Source organism: Flexivirga oryzae, assembly GCF_014190805.1.
GTDB classification, from domain to species: Bacteria; Actinomycetota; Actinomycetes; order Actinomycetales; family Dermatophilaceae; genus Flexivirga; species Flexivirga oryzae.
Window position 1 is genome coordinate 216,762 of record NZ_JACHVQ010000003.1, and the last position, 17,468, is coordinate 234,229.

The window sequence follows — 17,468 nt, forward strand, 5'->3', positions numbered from 1 at the left end:
GCCGTACCGCCGAACTGACGTATCGCCAAACACTTCGCGGGCCCCCCCACATGTTCCGAGTACTGCGCCATCGACGATGGCCGCCTGTCCGCAGAGCCCACGTGTGGGGGCGGTGCAACGCTGCCGGCGTCCCTACCGGCAGCTATGAGACGGATCGGTGTTCGTCGGACCTGGACCCCTCAAGCCCGCAGCGAACGCCAATGAACCTCAACTGCGAACAATGTACGCAGGCTGATCCGTTTTTCCAGCAGTTCCCACAATGCGACCCGTCCCATGGTGGCTGACTCGTCCGAGGAAGCCGCGGTACGCCGTACCGTTTCGAGCGGGACGACCCGACGCGCCCGCACCCGCATCGCGATCAAGGTGGCCCGCTCGAGAGCAACTGCGCGACAAGGGCGCCCGGGGCATCGGCATGCGCGCGGTCGCGCGCGCGGTCGACATACCACCGTCCAGCCTCTACCGGTTCTACCCGGATCGCGCCGCGCTGCTGGCCGAGTTACGCGTGGATGCCTACAGCTCGCTGATCGAGCAGCTCACGGACGCCCGTCGGACGGCCGGCGATCGCAGCCCCGCCGGTCAGTGGCAAGCCATCACGTGCGCGTTGCGCGGCTGGGCCGTCGACAGCCCCGACCAGTTCGGCCTCCTCTACAGCATCCCGATGCACACCGAGGACGAGTGGACCGAACCGGTCTACGCCCAGCGCGCCCGGGCCGGCTCCCTTGTCGCCGGTGTGGTCGCCGACGCGATGGCGCGCAGTCAGCTCGTACCGCCGCCGGTCGGGAACCCGGTCGCAGCGCTGGTGCCGCCCTGGACGTCCGCCGACGGGGCGCCACTCGACCCGGTCAGCATCCAGATCACCTTGGGCGCCTGGGCAGCGTTGGTCGGACACCTGAGCCTCGAGCCGCACCGTCGCGCGATGATCCTCGACCCGCAGGCCTATTACGAGGACTTCGTCCGCAGCGTGATGGTGGCGATGGGCTTCCGGCCGAACGCCATCCTCCGGCCATGACTCTCCGGTGGGGACGCGGTCACGTGACCGAGCGGTACGACATACAAGAATCCCGAGCCGCCGGGCGACTCGGGATTGTTCCGTGGAGCATAGCGGGCTCGAACCGCTGACCCCCGCCTTGCAAAGGCGGTGCTCTACCAACTGAGCTAATGCCCCGTGTTCAGTTGTCCCCTGTGGCGGGCCGAGGGTTCAGTTGCCGGCCGGCTTGTCGGCGGCCTGCGCCCAGAGGTCCTTGGTGTCCTTCTTCTGGCCGAGCTTCTGCTTCGCGACGACGGCTGCACCGGCGACGGCGATCAGCAGGGCGAGCTTCTTCAACATGGTTTCCGGGCTCCGATCGTGGGCGGGACGGTGGTGGTGGGCCTAACAGGACTTGAACCTGTGACCTCTTCCTTATCAGGGAAGCGCTCTAACCGACTGAGCTATAGGCCCGTGCACCGTCCGGCGTCCCGCGGCAGTCACCCCGGGCGCCGGACGAGACTATCTCACCGAGGCGGGCAGCACCAAAACGAGGGTGTATGACGCCCTGGCCTCGATACGCTCCTTCGTCGCTACCCTTCGGTACGCCCGCTCGTTCCTCGCGGCCTACTCTGGGCGCCGCCCGACCAGCGGTGAGGTTATTAGTCGTCGGACAGCGTCATCTGCACGCCGCCGACCAGCGAGGAACAGATGTTGTAGAGGAACGCACCGAGCGTCGCGAACGCCGTCATCAGCAGCACGTCGACCACCGCGATCACCACCGACAGCGACACCACCCGGCCGAAGCCCACGTAGTCCATGATGTCGAAGCTCTTGCCGTTGGTCTCCAGCGTCCGCAGCAGGTCGTTGATGTTGTCCCAGACGCCCATGCCCTTCAGCACGATCCACAGCATCGCGACCATGACCACCATCGCGATGCCGATCGCCACCGAGAGCAGGAAGGCGATCTTCATCACCGACCACGGGTCGACCCGCGAGACGGTCAGCCGCACCCGGCGCGGGGTGGTGCGGCCCGGGCGGCGACCGCCGCGCTGGGGTGCCGCTCGCCCCGGGGTCCGGGCCGCCGGGCGGCCGCTCTTCGGAGCCGGCCGCGGTGGCGTCGTGCGCTTCTTGCCGCCCGCTGCGGGACCGGGGAGCTTCACCGCCCCGGTGTCGGTCGCCGTCGTTCCGGCGCCCTTGGCGTCGGATCCGTCAGTGCTCACTCATCGTCTCCCGGCTCGTCCGGAGTCTGGTCGGCGTCCGCCTCCGGTCCGTCGGTGGCCGGTGGCTCGGCGTCGGTGGCGTCATCCTGCGACGCCTCTGACGACGGTACGCCATCATCGGGGTCGTCTTCGACTTCGTCCTCGGCGTTCCTGGCGACGGCGACGATCGAATCCTTCTTGTCCGGCGTCGCGAACTGCACGCCCTGGGTGGACCGGCCGGTGGCCCGGACCTCGTCGACGTGGGAGCGGACGATCTTGCCCTTCTCCATCACGACGAGCACTTCGTCACTCGCCTCGACCACGAGCGCACCGACCAGGTCGCCGCCACGGTCGGAGATCGCGGCGACCTTCACACCGAGCGTCGCGCGACCCTTGACGGGGTACTCCTCGACGTCGGTCCGCTTGGCCAGGCCGTTCTCGAAGACGACGAACAGGTAGAGCTGCTCGCGCTCGGTCCCTTCGGGGACGATGCTCATCGACAGCAGCTCGTCGCCGTCCCGGAACTTCATGCCCGTCACACCCGACGTGGACCGGCCCATCGGGCGCAGCACGTCGTCGGTGGCGTGGAACCGCACCGACTGGCCCTTGCGCGACACCAGCAGCACGTCGTCCTCGGAGCTGGCCAGCGCCGCGCCCACCAGCTCGTCGCCGTCGCGCAGGTTGACCGCGATCAGCCCGCCGGTGCGCGGCGAGTCGTAGTCGGTCAGCTTGGTCTTCTTGACCAGCCCGCGCTTGGTCGCCAGCAGCAGGTACGGCGCCTGCTCGTAGTCGTGCAGCTCCATCACCTGGGCGATCTGCTCACCCGGCTGGAACGCCAGCAGGTTCGCGACGTGCTGACCCTTGGCGTCCCGGCTGCCCTCCGGCAGATCGTACGCCTTGGCGCGGTAGACCCGGCCGGTATTGGTGAAGAACAGCAGCCACTGGTGGGTCGTGGTGGTGAAGAAGTGCTCGACCACGTCGTCACCGCGCAGGCTCGCGCCGCGCACCCCCTTGCCACCGCGCCGCTGCGAGCGGTACTCGCTGGTCTTGGTGCGCTTGGCGTAGCCGCCGCGGGTGATCGTGACGACCACGTCCTCCTCGGGGATCAGGTCCTCCATGGACATGTCGCCGTCGAAGGGCACGATCTGGGTGCGGCGGTCGTCGCCGTAGCGGTCGACGATGTCGGCCAGCTCGTCGCTCACGATCTGCCGCTGCCGCTCGGGCTTGGCCAGGATGTCCTGGTAGTCCTCGATCGCCAGCTGCAGCTTGTCGTGCTCCTCGACGATCTTCTGCCGCTCCAGGGCCGCCAGGCGGCGCAGCTGCAGGTTGAGGATGGCGGTCGCCTGGATCTCGTCGACGTCCAGCAGCTCCATCAGGCCACCGCGCGCCTCGTCGGCGGACGGGCTGCGGCGGATCAGCGCGATGACCTCGTCCAGCGCGTCCAGCGCCTTCAGGTAACCGCGCAGGATGTGGATCTGCTCCTCGGCCTGACGCAGCAGGTATGCGGTGCGCCGGCGGATGACCTCGACCTGGTGCTCCACCCAGTAGCGCACGAACGCCGAGATCGGCAGCGTGCGCGGCACCCCGTCGACCAGCGCCAGCATGTTGGCGCCGAAGCTCTGCTGCAGCTGGGTGTGCTTGTAGAGGTTGTTCAGGACAACCTTCGCGACCGCGTCGCGCTTGAGCACGATCACCAGGCGCTGCCCGGTGCGGCCGGACGTCTCGTCGCGCAGGTCCGCGATACCCGCGACGCGGCCGTCGCGCACCAGGGTGGCGATCTTCTCGGCGAGCGCGTCCGGGTTGACCTGGTAGGGCAGTTCGGTGACGACCAGGCACTGCCGGCCCTGGATCTCCTCGACATTGACGACCGCCCGCATCACGATCGACCCGCGGCCGGTGCGGTAGGCGTCCTCGATGCCCTTCTTGCCCATGATCAGCGCGCCGGTCGGGAAGTCCGGACCGGGGATGATCTCCAGCAGCTTGGCCAGCAGCTCCTCGCGGGTGGCCTCCGGATGCGTCAGCAGCCACTGGGCACCGGCGGCGACCTCGCGCAGGTTGTGCGGCGGGATCTGTGTCGCCATACCGACCGCAATGCCGGAGGCGCCGTTGACCAGCAGGTTGGGGAACCGCGCCGGCAGCACCGTCGGCTGCATGGTCTTGCCGTCGTAGTTGGGCTCGAAGTCGACGGTGTCCTTCTCGATGTCGCGCACCAGCTCCATGGCCAGCGGGGCCATCCGGCACTCGGTGTATCGCGGTGCGGCGGCACCGTCGTTACCGGGTGAACCGAAGTTGCCCTGCCCGTCGACCAGCGGGTAGCGCATCGACCAGGGCTGCACCAGCCGCACCAGCGCGTCGTAGATCGCGCTGTCGCCGTGCGGGTGGTACTGACCCATGACGTCACCGACGACGCGGCTGCACTTGTTGTAGCCGCGGTCGGGGCGGTAGCCGCCGTCGAACATCGCGTAGACGATGCGGCGGTGCACCGGCTTCATCCCGTCACGCACGTCGGGCAGCGCGCGACTCACGATGACCGCCATCGCGTAGTCGATGTAGCTGCGCTGCATCTCGGTGTTGAGGTCGATCGGGTCGACGTTCGACCGTGGGCCTTCTCCGTCGCCGCCGGTGGGTGGCGTCGTGTCGTCAGTCATGAGTTCCCTTGGTTGTCACTCTTGTTCGCTTTGGTGCGTGGAGACTTCTTCGGCGCTGCGAGTGGCTCTCGTCATACCAAAGTCAAATGTCGAGGAAGCGGACGTCCTTGGCGTTGCGCTGGATGAACCCGCGCCGGCTCTCGACGTCCTCGCCCATCAGCACCGCGAAGATCTCGTCGGCCGCGGCCGCGTCGTCCAGCGTCACCTGGAGCAGCGTGCGGTGCTCGGGGTCCATCGTGGTCTCCCACAGCTCCTGGTAGTTCATCTCGCCCAGCCCCTTGTACCGCTGGTAGGGGTTCTCCTTGGGCAACCGGCCCCCTGCGGCCTGACCGATCTTCAGCAGTCCGTCGCGTTCCTTGTCGGAGAACGCGAACTCGTGCTCGCGGTTGGTCCACTTGATGCGGTAGAGCGGCGGCTGCGCCAGGTAGACGTAGCCGGCCTCGATGAGCGGGCGCATGAAGCGGAACAACAGGGTCAGCAGCAGCGTGCGGATGTGCATGCCGTCGACGTCGGCGTCGGCCATCAGCACGATCTTGTGGTAGCGGGCCTTGTCGATGTCGAACTCTTCGCCGATGCCGGTGCCGAACGCCGAGATCAGCGACTGCACCTCGTTGTTGGCCAGCACCTTGTCGATGCGGGCCTTCTCGACGTTGAGGATCTTGCCGCGGATCGGCAGGATCGCCTGGTTGAACGGGTTGCGACCCTGCACCGCGGAACCGCCGGCGGAGTCGCCCTCGACGATGAACACCTCGGAGATCGTCGGGTCGTTGCTCTGGCAGTCCTTCAGCTTGCCGGGCATCGCCGCGGTGTCCAGCAGCCCCTTGCGTCGGGTGGCCTCGCGCGCCTTGCGGGCCGCCATCCGGGCCGCGGCCGACTGGATGGCCTTGCGCACGATCCCCTGGCCCTCCCGGGGATGCTGCTGCAGCCAGTGGTCGAACTCGTCACGCACGGCGGACTGCACGAAGCCCTTGACCTCGGAGTTGCCGAGCTTGGTCTTGGTCTGGCCCTCGAACTGCGGCTCACCCAGCTTGACCGAGACGACCGCGGTCAGCCCCTCACGGATGTCGTCACCGGTGAGGTTGTCGTCCTTGTCCTTCAGCAGCTTCTGGTTGCGGGCGAAGGTGTTGACCAGCGAGGTCAGTGCCGCCCGGAAACCCTCCTCGTGGGTGCCGCCCTCGTGGGTGTTGATCGTGTTGGCGTAGGTGTGCACGGACTCGCTGTATGCCGTGGTCCACTGCATCGCGACCTCCACCGACAGCAGCCGCTCACCGTCCTCGTGCTCGAACGCGATGATGTCGTCGTGCACCGGCTCGCTGCGCTTGGAGGCGTTGAGGTGCTTGACGTAGTCGATCAGCCCGTCGTCATACCGGTAGGTGACGGTGCGGGGCTTGCCGGAGGCGTCCTCGACCTCGTCCTGGGCGCTGGCGCCCGCGGCCGCTTCGTCCTCGGCACCCTCGTCGACCTGCTGGGCGCGCTCGTCGGTGAGCGTGATGGCCAGGCCCTTGTTGAGGAAGGCGTACTGCTGGAAGCGGGACCGGATGGTCTCGAAGTCGTAGTCGACCGTCTCGAAGATGTCCGGGTCGGCCCAGAAGGTGATCGTGGTGCCGTGATCGTCCTTGTCGGTCTCGCCGATGACCTCCAGCGGGCCGAGCGGCGCACCGTGGTCGAACTCCATGTAGTAGATCTTGCCGTCGCGCCGCACGTCGGCCGTCAGCTTGGTGGACAGCGCGTTGACCACGGACGAGCCGACGCCGTGCAGGCCGCCGGAGACCTTGTACCCGCCACCGCCGAACTTGCCGCCGGCGTGCAACTGGGTGAGCACCAGCTCGACGGTCGAGACGCCGTAGGCCTTGTTGATCTCGACGGGTATGCCGCGGGCGTGGTCGCGGACCCGGACGCCGCCGTCGGCGAGGATGGTGACCTCGATGTGGTCGCCGTACCCCGCCATCGCCTCGTCCACGGAGTTGTCGACGATCTCGGTGACCAGGTGGTGCAGGCCGCGGATGCCGGTGGACCCGATGTACATGCCCGGGCGCTTGCGGACGGCCTCGAGGCCCTCCAGCACCTGGATGTCGTCGGCGCCGTAGGTGGGGGCCCCGCCGTCGTCCTCTGCCGCGGCAGGCGGGATCACCGGCTGCTGCTCGTCGTCGGACGGATCGTGCGCAGGCGTGTCGGACACAGTGCTCCTTCAGAGGTGACGCGGGTGGACTCCGAGCGGGCACACGTGCGGCTCGCCGAGAGGCGAGCCGCAGGAGGGGGCGACGAAGCTCAGAATCTGTCTCCAAGCATACCCTGCCGGCATCGGAAAACCGCACGAGACGTGCCGTGAACGGCATTTTGCGGGCCGGAGCGCCCACTTCGCGAGTCCCTACACACGGCCCGGGCCACGAGCGCGTTCACGACGCGTTCAGCGACCGCTCACTTGTGCAGGACGTAGACGATGGCTCCGGTGTCCGTGGTGCAGGTGGCGTAGGAGTCCCCGTGGCAGCTGACGTTGTACTTGTCGTGGGTGGTCGGCGACTTGGCCCGGAAGGACGCGTTCCCGTCGCTGTCCTTCTTGGCGTTGTAGAGCGTCGCCACCACGGCGGCGAAACCGCAGGACGTCTTCGGCCCGGTGCCGTAACTGTCCGAGCCGGGGCAGGACGAGGCCGAGCCCGGCAGCGAGGTCGCGTAGTGCTGCGCCGAGCTGGACGAGGAACTGTGCGACTTCGACGACTTGGGTGATGGCGAGGACGACGCGCCCGAGGACTGCGTCGGAGTCGGTGTCGTGGTCTCGGTCACCGTTGCCGTCGGCGTGAACGCGCCCTGCGTCATCCGGCCGGTCGAGTTGTTCAGGATGAACGCGATGACCACCGCGACGATGGCGAGCGAGGCCACGATGACCGCGACCGGCGCCCACATCGTGCTCTTGCGCTGCGGTGGTTCCTGGTAATAGCCCGCGGGCGGGTAGTAACCCTGGCCGGCCGGCTCGTACTCGTCGTACTGCGGCTCCTGCGGCGGGCGCACGTATGGCGTGTGCTCGACCGCCTCGGTCTGCTCCGCGGGCGGGTACTCGTCGTACCGCGGTTGCTGGTGCGGTGGCCGGACGTACGGCGCGTGGGCCGCCGTCTGGGTCTGGTCGGCGTCGTAGGGCCGACCGGCCCAGGCGGTAGCGTCCGGGTCCTGGTGTCCGGGCGTCGCACCTCGATCGGTGAAGAAATGGTCGAACTCGTCCCGGCCCCCGCTCGGGTTGTCGTCCTGACCTGGGTGGTCATGACTCACGTCGAAACTGCTTCCTGCCGGTTGGGGTCATGGCTGTGCACAAACTCGCACCACTGTACGTGGCTGGCCGGTGCCCCGGGCAAATTCGGTGTGCGACCTGGCTCACCCGTAGGTGTCGCGGGGGCCCCGTCCGTCGCGGACCGTGCGGGGGCCCTTCTTCCAGCTGGGCGCGTTGGGGCCGACGATCCGCAGCGACTGCACGACGTCGGCGCCGACCGCCTGTTCGATCTTGCCCAGGAGAGTGGAGGACAGCAGTCGCAGCTGGGTCGCCCACGCGGTGGAGTCGGCGCGGACGGTCAGCTCACCGCCCTCGAACGAGACGGTCCGGGAGTGCTCGGCCACGGCTTCGCCGGCGATCTCCGGCCAGCGATCCATCACCGAGCCGGCGGCGACGTCGACCTGCCAGCCGCGCTCGACCAGCAGCCGGTCCAACTGATCGCCGATCGGAGCCGGGTCGCGGCCGTCGTCACGCGCCCGGCCGGTGCCCAGGTCGGCGGCCTTGCGACGGCGCCGTGGTGCGGGGGAGCCGGGCCGGAATCCCTTCTCCCGGGCGGCGACCCGGGCGCGCTGCAGCGCATCGCGGGCCGCGTCGAGCGGCTCGTCGTCGTCCGGCCGGTCAGCCTCGGGTGGTTCCTCGCTCATCGCGTCGGCCCACTACCGGACCGAGAGGAGCAGAACCGGGCCGAGCGGAGTAGTAAAACGGGATGGTTTGCTACTCCTCTCGGACTGTTTGTCGTCCTCTCGATCAATAGGTGGTCGCTCATGACGGCGCCACTTCGCCCAGCGTGACCTGGAACTGGTTGCCCGCGAGCGACCCGGGCACGTCGTCGTCGACCGCCGCGGTGATCAGCACCTGCTCACAGTCGGCCACCATCAGCGCGAGGCGGCGGCGGCGGCCGGCGTCCAGCTCGGCGAAGACGTCGTCCAGGACGAGCACCGGGTCGGTGCCCACGTCGTGCCGCAACAACTGGAAGGCCGCGATCCGCAGCGCCAGCGCGAACGACCAGGACTCGCCGTGACTGGCGTAACCCTTGGCCGGCAGGGGCCCCAGTTGCAGCACGACGTCGTCGCGGTGCGGGCCGACCAGGGTCTGTCCGCGCTCCACCTCGGCACGATGCTGCTGCTCGAAACTCTTGGCGAAACCGGCCTCCAGGTCCACCAGCTCCGGCACCTCGCCGGCGGCCAGCTGGTCGGCGAGTTCGGCATACAGGGAGCTCTTGTATGACGTGCGCGCCTCCGACTGGCCGGCGCTGACCTCGTCGTACGCCAGCTGCAGGTAGGGCTGCAGGTCGCGCAACAACCGCAGCCGGGCGTAGACCAGGTTGGCGCCCACCGACGCCAGGTGACTGTCCCAGACCGGCAGTGTCGCCAGCGCGGCCGCACGATCCGGGGCCGACCGGGCGGTCTTCAGCAGCGCGTTGCGTTGCTTCAGGATCTTGTCGTAGTCGCTGCGGGCTCCGGCCCAGCGCGGCTGCCGGGCGACCAACAGGTCGTCCAGGAACCGGCGGCGCTCGCCCGGGTCGCCCTTGACCAGGGCCAGGTCCTCGGGCGCGAACAGCACGGTGCGCAGCGTGCCGAGCACGTCACGGGGCCGGGTGACCGGTGACCTGCCCAGCCGCGCCCGGTTGGCCCGGCCGGGGTTGATCTCCAGCTCGATCTGCTGCTCGCGGCCGTCACGGACCACGGCACCGCGCACGATCGCCTGCTCGGCACCCGCCCGGACCAGCGGCGCGTCCTGGGCCACCCGGTGCGACGAGAGCGACGCCAGGTAGCCGACGGCCTCGACGATGTTGGTCTTGCCCTGACCGTTCAGTCCGACGAAAGTGCTGACGCCACTGCTGAATTCGAGGTCGGCGGACTCATAGGACCGGAAGTCCTTCAGGGTCAGATGCCGCACGAACACGTCCCCGAGTCTAGGTGTCCCGGCGACCCGGAACTGCGGGTCGACAGCGGGCGTCATACCGTCTGCAACAGGGGTTCGGTCCGCCCAGCCCCTCGAACACCGTCCGGTCGGGTTGGATGTGGGGAATGGCGCGCTGGAGCTTGGAGCAGGTCAGGGGACTGGCTCCGGACGACTCCTCGCTCGCCGCCGCCCGCAAACTCTCGTCCCCCGGTCCGTGGTCGGAGACCGGCAGCACCGACCTGCTCGTCTGGGGCAACTGCCAGGGCAGCGGCAAGAAGCCCTACCAGGTGTCGGTGGACCTCAGCGGTCCGGCGTTCCGGTGCAGCTGCCCGAGCCGGAAGTTCCCGTGCAAGCACGCGCTCGCCCTACTCATGCTGTGGGCCGCCGGCGAGGACGGGGTCGGTGCCGCGGACCGGGCGGCGGACTTCGCCGGGGAGTGGGCGGCCGGGCGTTCCGAGCGTGCCGCGAAGGCGCGAACGCCCCGCGAGGCTCCCGCCGACCCGGAGGCCCGCGCGAAGCGGGTCGAGCAGCGGATCGCGTTGATGGACGCGGGGATCGAGCAGTTCGCCGGATGGCTGCGGGACCTCGTCCGGGGTGGCCTGGCCGCGGCCCACGAACGGCCCTACTCGTGGTGGGACGGCGCGGCGGCCCGGCTGGTCGACGCGCAGTGTCCGCGGCTGGCCGAGAGTGTCCGCGACATGGCGTCGGCGGTGCACCGCGGCGACGACTGGGCCGACGTGCTGCTGGACGGCGTCGGCCGCTGGTGGCTGATCGTGCACACCTGGCAACGCCGTGACGCACTGACCCCGGACACGCTCGCGGACCTGCGCGCCGCCCTCGGGTGGTCGTATGCCGCCGCCGACCTGCCGGACGGCGACCGGGTCAGCGGGACCTGGCTGGTGCTGGGCGCGCACCGCTCCGACGACGGCCGGCTGCGCCAGCAACGCACCTGGCTGCGGGAGACCACGACCGGCGAACTGCTGCAGGTGCTCGACTTCGCCGCCGGGCAGGGCGTGCTCGTCGCGCCACAACTCACCGGCAGCCTCGTCACGGCCACCCTGGCGCGCTACCCCGGCAGCGCGCCGAAACGTGCACGGTTCGTGGAGACGGCGGACACCCCGGTGCAGCCCGCCGCCGCGCTCCCACCGGGCAGCACGCTGAGCGCGGCTGTCGCGGCCGGCGCCGCCGCTGCCGCCACCAACCCGTTCGTCGACCTGCACCCGGTGGTGCTCTCCGGTGCGGTGCTGACCGCGCAGCCGGCGCCGCAGATCGTCGACGCCGACGGCTGCCGCCTCCCGCTGACCGAGGACGCCGAGGTGTGGACGGCGCTGGCGGTCACCGGCGGTCACCCCGTCGACGTCTTCGGCGAACTGGACGGTCCGGCGTTCCGGCCGCTGGCGGCCACCACCCCCGCAGGAGTGGTGCCGGTATGACGGACGACGCCGAGCTCGGCCTGTGGTGGGACGACCTGCGCGGCGCGGCACTCGTCGGGACCGCACGCCGGGAGCCACCGGCGTGGCCGTCCACCGGTCTGGGCGTTGCGGCGCGGCCGGACGCGGACCGGGAGACCGCGGTGCTGGACGGTGCCGCGCTCGGTGCGACGCTGCGGCAGGCCGGGCGGTCCGCCGGTGTGATCGCACCGCCGCCCGCTCCGGCGCCACCGGAGACCCGTGTCGTCGCGTCACCGCGAGCCGTCCAGTTGCTCGCCCTGCTCATCGGGCAACGCCCGGTGGGCCTCAGGATGCGCGACCGGCTGCTCGACCACTGGTGTGTACGTGCCGAGCGCGCCGGGTGCGTCATACCGCCCGAGCAGGTGGCACCGCTGCTCGAACTCGCGACATCGCAGCCCCAACTGCGCAGTGCGGCCCGGCGGGTGCTGGGGGCGCGCGGCAACTGGCTGGGCGGACAGCGGCCCACCTGGCGGTGGGCGATCGGCACCGGCAGCGGCACCGACGACGCGTTCCAGCCGGCCGACCTGACCGACGAGGGGTTCGCGGACCTGGTGCACGCCGCCCGGGCCCGGGACGCCGACGGCGGCCGCGACCTGCTGGAACACGCCTGGGACGAGTTGCCCGCCCGGCGCCGCGCCGCGGGCCTCATCGCACTACGGTCCGGGATCGGCATGGCCGACGAGGAGTTGCTGGAGCGGTGCCTGGACGATCGTTCCAAGGCGGTCCGCGCGGCGGCCGTCGACCTGCTGGACCACCTGCCCGAGTCGCGCCGGGCGGGTCGGATGGCGGCCCGCCTCGCGCCGCTGATCTCCGCCCAGGGCCTGCTGCGCAAGAAGGTCAACGTCGCGCTGCCCGACGACCCGGACGACGGCGGCGTCCGCGACGGACTGATCGACCCCGGGCCGGGCCGTTCCCGCCGCGGTTACTGGCTGCGGCGGATCGTGGCCGGTGCGCCGTTCTCGGTGTGGGAGTCCGCGGGTCTGAAGTCGGCGGCGGTGGCCGGGTCGGTGGAGGACGCCGACGCGCTCGCCGGCCTGGTCGCGGCCGCCACGGCGCGGCGGGACGCCGAGTGGGCGGACGTCCTGCTGCGGCGGCAGTGGTCCACCCAGCTCTTCGCGGTGCTGCCCCCGGTCCGCCGGGAGCAGGTCCTCACCGACCGGCTGCGACAGGTCGAACTGAACCTGACGCTGCGTGACCTGGACGTGCTGTCCACTCCGTGGAGTGAGACGTTCGCCCGGATGGTGGTCGGCGTCGCCCGACGGGCGCCGAACGTCCAGGCGATGACGTATGTCGTCGCGGCGATGGCCGACGGGCTCCCGACCGCCCTGTTGCCGTCCGTCGAGGACTGGCTGACCTCACTCGGCCCCGACGACAAGACCGCCGCATCCGCTCTGCGCGAGCTGTTGCAGTACCGCACTCTGCTCACATCGATCGACGAGGTGTTCTCATGACCGACTCCACCCTGCTGCGTGCGCACGCCGAGCAGCAGTACGCCGACGAGCTCGCCGCCCTCGCGGCGATCGACGACCGGCCGCGTCCACCACGCTGGCGGCTGTCACCGTGGGCGGTCGCGACCTACGTGCTCGGCGGGACCCTCGCGGACGGAACGGTCGTCACCCCGAAGTACCTCGGCTCGCGGCGGCTCGTCGAGATCGCGATCTCCTCACTCGCCACCGATCGCGCGCTCCTGCTGCTCGGGGTGCCGGGCACTGCCAAATCCTGGCTGGGAGAGCATCTTTCGGCCGCGATCAGCGGTACGTCCACCCTGGTGGTGCAAGGCACTGCGGGCACCCCCGAGGAGTCCCTGCGCTACGGCTGGAACTACGCGAAGCTGCTGGCCGAGGGTCCGACCCGGTCGGCCGTCGTGCCCAGCCCGGTGATGCGGGCGATGGAGGACGGCTCGCTCGTGCGGGTGGAGGAGCTGACCCGGATCCCGGCCGACGTGCAGGACGCCCTGATCTCCATCCTGTCCGAGAAGTCACTGCCGCTGCCGGAGCTCGACGACGAGGTGCAGGCCCAGCGCGGCTTCAACGTCATCGCCACCGCCAACAACCGGGACAAGGGCGTCAACGACCTGTCGTCGGCGCTGCGCCGCCGGTTCAACACGGTCGTCCTGCCGCTGCCGGACTCGCTCGAGCAGGAGGTGGAGATCGTCCGGACCCGGGTGCGGTCGCTCGGCGAGAGCCTCGATCTGCCGGTCGATCTGGCGAAGCTGGTGGAGATCGAGCGGGTCGTCACGGTGTTCCGCGAGTTGCGCTCGGGCGTCACCACCGATCAGCGCACCACGCTGAAGTCCCCCTCCTCGACGCTGTCCACGGCGGAGGCGATCTCGGTGATGACCAACGGGCTGGCCCTGGCCACCCACTACGGCGACGGCACCGTGCGAGCCGAGGACGTCGCGGCCGGGCTGCTCGGCGCCGTGGTCAAGGACCCGGTCCAGGACGGCGTCGTGTGGCAGGAGTATCTGGAGACCGTGGTCCGCGACCGGCGCGAATGGCGGGACCTCTACGACGCCTGCCGCGAACTGAGCTGACGTGGCGGCACCGTCGTCCGCCCGGCTCGAGGTGCTCGGGGTCCGGCACCACGGACCGGGCTCCGCGCGCGCCGTGGGCCGCGCCCTGGACGAGCTGCGGCCGGACCTGGTCGTCATCGAGGGCGTCCCGGAGCTGGACCAGACCCTGCCGTTCGCGGCGTCACCCGAGTTGCGCCCGCCGGTGGCCGGGCTGGTGTATGCCGTGGACCGGCCGCGCAATGCGATCTTCTACCCGCTCGCGGTGTTCTCTCCGGAGTGGGTCGCGATGCGGTGGGCACTGGCCGCCGGTGTCGACGTGTGCTTCGCGGACCTGCCCGCCATACACGAGCTGGCACCACCGGACGAAACCGACTCCGACACAGCAGAACCCACGGATCAGGCCGGCCCGACAACGCCCGCCACACCACCCGACCCGATCGGCCTGCTGGCCGAAGCGGCCGGTTACGACGACCCGGAACGCTGGTGGGAGGACGCGATCGAGCACCGGTCCGAATCCGGACTGGAGCAGTTCCGGCTGGTGAGCGAGGCGATGTCCGCCACCCGCGAGCAGGACACCCGTCCCGACTCGGACCCCGACGTGCTGTGGAACGCCCGCCGGGAGGCGGCCATGCGGCGCCGCGTCCGCGCGGCGATCAAGGCCGGTAAGGAGCGGATCGCCTTCGTGTGCGGAGCTTTTCATGCGCCGATGCTCCAGCTGGACTCGTTCCCCGCCGCGGCAGCGGACAACCGGCTGCTCGCCAAGCTGCCGCGGACGAAGGTGGCCGCGACCTGGGCACCGTGGACCGCCGGTCGGCTCGCTGTCGAGAGCGGGTACGGCGCGGGTGTCACCTCGCCCGGCTGGTACCAGCACCTCTTCCTGCACTGGGACAGCGGTGACGAGGACGTCGCGTCGTCCTGGCTGGTGCGGGTCGCACGCGAACTGCGAGAGCAGGGCATCGACGCGTCGACGGCCTCGGTGGTGGAAAGCGCCCGACTGGCAACGACTTTGGCGACCCTGCGCGGACGCCCGTCGGTCGGTTTGAGCGAACTGAACGACGCCGCCGAGGCCGTGTTGTGCTCCGGGTCGCCCGTCCCGCTACGACTCGTCCACGACAACCTGGTCGTCGGCAACGACCTCGGCACGGTGCCCGACGGCGCACCGATGGTGCCGCTCGCGGCCGACCTGGCGCGACAGCAGCGCAGCACCCGGCTGAAGCCGAGCGCCGTCGCCAAGACGGTGGACCTGGACCTGCGCCGCGACGCCGGCCGGGCGCGCTCGGTGCTGCTGCACCGGTTGCGGCTGCTGCAGATCGACTGGGGCACAGAGATCGATGCGCGCGGCACGGGCACGTTCCGGGAGTCCTGGGAGCTGGAGTGGCGGCCGGAGCTGGCCGTGCAGGTAGTGGAGGCGAGCCTGCACGGGACCACCGTCGCCGCGGCCGCGGACTCCCGGGTGCGTGAGATCGCCCGGGAGAGCGACGATCTCACCCGGATCACGGCTCTGGTGTCGGACGCGATGGTCGCGGACCTGCCGGAAGCGCTGGACGCCGTCGTCGCGGCCCTCGAGGCCGGCACGGCGCGCCAGCACGACGCGGGCGTCCTGCTCGGCACCATCGGTCCGCTGGCGCGCACCCGCCGCTACGGCAACGTCAGGGGCGTCGATGTGCGCCGGCTCGACGCGGTTCTGCACACCATCGTGACCCGTGCGTCCATCGCCCTGCCGGGCGCGAGTCACGGTCTGGACGACGACGCCGCTGCCGCACTGCGGTCCTTGGTGGAGCTCGCTGCCGAGGGCATCGCGTTACTCGACGTCGACGCCCTCAACCGGCCGTGGCGCGCCGCGCTGCATTCGGTGGCCCGGGGTGCCGCCCTCCACGGTTCGTTGGCCGGACGAGTCAACCGGATGCTGCTGGACGCTCAGGAGATCGACCTCGCGGAGGCCACCCTGCGCCTGTCCCGGCAGCTGTCGGTCGGTGCGCACGCGGCGGAGTCGGCAGCCTGGCTGGACGGCTTCCTGGCCGGCGATGCCGCCCTGCTCATCTACGACCGCAACCTGCTGGCGATCATCGACGGGTGGATCTCCACCATCCGGCAATCCACCTTCGACGACCTGCTGCCCCTGGTCCACCGGACCTTCTCCCGTTTCGAGGCGACCGACCGGCAACAGATGGGTGAGCTGATCGCGCGGTTGGGCGAACCCGGAAGTGACCGGGCCGGAACGACATACGAACTCGAGCAGGCGTTGCCCGCCATCCATCACGCAGCGGAACTGCTCGGCCTGGAGGTGACCCGATGAAAAATGACCACGTCGCGGAGGAGGAGACCGCCGAGGACCGGATGACCAGGTGGCGGCTGGTGCTCGGCGAGCCGGCCGAGGCCGACAGCGCCCTCGGCCAGGTCGAGCTGTCGCCGGACGACCAGAAACGCAGTGATGCGCTGGCCACCCTCTACGGGTCGACGCGTCGCGGCCGGACACCCAACGTGGGGCGGTGGCTCGGTGACATCCGCGGCTACTTCCCGTCCTCCGTCGTGCAGGTCATGCAGCAGGACGCGATGGATCGGCTCGGGTTGCGGGAGATGCTGCTGGAGCCGGAGATGATGCGCTCGGTGCAGCCCGACGTCGCCCTGGTCAGCACGCTGATCGGACTGAGCGGCGCCATCCCCGAGCACTCGAAGGAGACCGCCCGCCAGGTGGTGCGGGAGGTCACCGACCAGTTGCAGGAACGGCTGGCAGCACGGACCGTGCAAGCCGTCTCCGGCGCGCTCGACCGGTCCCACCGCACGCGGCGCCCGAGGTTCCGCGACATCGACTGGCAACGCACCATCGCGGCCAACCTGCGGCACTACCTGCCGGAGCACCGCACGATCGTGCCCGAGCGTCTGGTGGGACACGCCCGCCGCCGCACGCAGATCGAGCGGGAGATCGTCCTGTGCATCGACCAGTCCGGGTCGATGGCCGAATCCATCGTCTACTCAAGCATTTTCGGTGCTGTGCTGTCCTCGTTGCGTTCGGTGCGGACCCATCTCGTCGTTTTCGACACCAAGGTCGTCGACCTGACCGACGAGCTGGCCGACCCCGTCGACGTGCTCTTCGGGGTGCAGCTCGGCGGCGGGACGGACATCAACGGCGCCCTCGCCTACTGCCAGGGGCTGATCCAGCGGCCGCAGGACACCATCCTCGTGCTGATCAGCGACCTCTACGAGGGCGGTATCGCCGAGGAGATGCTGCGCCGCTCGGCGTCGGTCGTGGGGTCGGGCGCGACCATGATCGCGCTCCTGGCGTTGAGCGACTCCGGTCGTCCGTCCTACGACGCGGAGCACGCCGCCGCCCTCGCCGGTATCGGGGTGCCGTCGTTCGCCTGCACCCCGGACCTCTTCCCGGATTTGATGGCGGCCGCCATACAGCACGAGGACATCGGGCAGTGGGCCTCGGACAACGAACTGCAGACCACCCACGAACCCGCAGAATCCTCGACCGCCGTCTAGTCCAGCGAAAACACAGACACTGCTGCTGAATTCGCTCAGCA

13 protein-coding genes and 2 tRNA genes are annotated in these 17,468 nt (G+C 70.1%); 6 read left to right on the forward strand and 9 right to left on the reverse strand.

The window, feature by feature from the left end; genetic code table 11:
- Positions 1–259: 259 nt before the first annotated feature.
- Positions 260–1,009, forward strand: coding sequence for a TetR/AcrR family transcriptional regulator (locus FHU39_RS17995; protein ID WP_183322096.1), 750 nt, complete (start codon positions 260–262; stop codon positions 1,007–1,009).
- Between the two features lie 83 nt (positions 1,010–1,092).
- On the opposite strand, the gene FHU39_RS18000 is transcribed toward FHU39_RS17995, so the two are convergent.
- The 9 genes from FHU39_RS18000 to recF all read right to left on the reverse strand — a co-directional run bounded on the left by FHU39_RS18000 (position 1,093) and on the right by recF (position 9,978).
- Positions 1,093–1,165 (reverse strand) — tRNA-Ala (locus tag FHU39_RS18000).
- A 33-nt stretch (positions 1,166–1,198) separates the two neighbouring features.
- Positions 1,199–1,327 (reverse strand): DLW-39 family protein, encoded by a 129-nt coding sequence (locus FHU39_RS23855; protein WP_246336703.1) that lies wholly within the window; start codon positions 1,325–1,327, stop codon positions 1,199–1,201.
- A 34-nt stretch (positions 1,328–1,361) separates the two neighbouring features.
- Positions 1,362–1,438 (reverse strand) — tRNA-Ile (locus FHU39_RS18005).
- A 188-nt stretch (positions 1,439–1,626) separates the two neighbouring features.
- A complete protein-coding gene (locus FHU39_RS25060; RefSeq protein WP_343065984.1) occupies positions 1,627–2,187 on the reverse strand; it encodes a DUF3566 domain-containing protein in 561 nt (186 codons plus the stop codon).
- Positions 2,184–4,814, reverse strand: a complete 2,631-nt coding sequence (gene gyrA / locus FHU39_RS18015; RefSeq protein WP_183322097.1) for a DNA gyrase subunit A — start codon at positions 4,812–4,814, stop codon at positions 2,184–2,186. Before gyrA ends, FHU39_RS25060 begins: the two co-directional genes overlap by 4 nt.
- An 82-nt stretch (positions 4,815–4,896) precedes the next feature.
- Positions 4,897–6,993: a DNA topoisomerase (ATP-hydrolyzing) subunit B gene (gene gyrB / locus FHU39_RS18020; protein WP_425484796.1), complete on the reverse strand. Its 2,097-nt coding sequence runs from the start codon at positions 6,991–6,993 to the stop codon at positions 4,897–4,899.
- Between the two features lie 239 nt (positions 6,994–7,232).
- Positions 7,233–8,075 carry a hypothetical protein gene (locus FHU39_RS18025; protein ID WP_183322098.1) on the reverse strand — a complete coding sequence of 281 codons (843 nt, stop codon included), beginning with the start codon at positions 8,073–8,075 and terminating at the stop codon, positions 7,233–7,235.
- A gap of 102 nt (positions 8,076–8,177) precedes the next feature.
- On the reverse strand, positions 8,178–8,717 hold the full coding sequence (locus FHU39_RS18030) for a DciA family protein (RefSeq protein ID WP_183322099.1): 540 nt from the start codon (positions 8,715–8,717) through the stop codon (positions 8,178–8,180).
- Positions 8,718–8,835: 118 nt separating this feature from the next.
- Positions 8,836–9,978 carry a DNA replication/repair protein RecF gene (recF, locus tag FHU39_RS18035; RefSeq protein ID WP_183322322.1) on the reverse strand — a complete coding sequence of 381 codons (1,143 nt, stop codon included), beginning with the start codon at positions 9,976–9,978 and terminating at the stop codon, positions 8,836–8,838.
- Positions 9,979–10,103: 125 nt separating this feature from the next.
- Between recF and FHU39_RS18040 the strand changes: the two genes are divergently transcribed.
- Genes FHU39_RS18040 through FHU39_RS18060 form a run of 5 tightly spaced genes read left to right on the forward strand, consistent with a single transcriptional unit; the run spans position 10,104 to position 17,427 of the window.
- Positions 10,104–11,411, forward strand: coding sequence for an SWIM zinc finger family protein (locus FHU39_RS18040; protein WP_183322100.1), 1,308 nt, complete (start codon positions 10,104–10,106; stop codon positions 11,409–11,411).
- Positions 11,408–12,880: a DUF5691 domain-containing protein gene (locus FHU39_RS18045; protein WP_183322101.1), complete on the forward strand. Its 1,473-nt coding sequence runs from the start codon at positions 11,408–11,410 to the stop codon at positions 12,878–12,880. The genes FHU39_RS18040 and FHU39_RS18045 overlap by 4 nt, the downstream gene beginning before the upstream one ends.
- On the forward strand, positions 12,877–13,962 hold the full coding sequence (locus tag FHU39_RS18050; RefSeq protein WP_183322102.1) for an ATP-binding protein: 1,086 nt from the start codon (positions 12,877–12,879) through the stop codon (positions 13,960–13,962). Before FHU39_RS18045 ends, FHU39_RS18050 begins: the two co-directional genes overlap by 4 nt.
- Position 13,963: 1 nt before the next feature.
- Positions 13,964–16,237, forward strand: coding sequence for a DUF5682 family protein (locus FHU39_RS18055; RefSeq protein WP_183322103.1), 2,274 nt, complete (start codon positions 13,964–13,966; stop codon positions 16,235–16,237).
- Positions 16,234–17,427, forward strand: a complete 1,194-nt coding sequence (locus FHU39_RS18060) for a VWA domain-containing protein (RefSeq protein ID WP_183322104.1) — start codon at positions 16,234–16,236, stop codon at positions 17,425–17,427. The genes FHU39_RS18055 and FHU39_RS18060 overlap by 4 nt, the downstream gene beginning before the upstream one ends.
- The last annotated feature ends 41 nt before the right edge of the window (positions 17,428–17,468 follow it).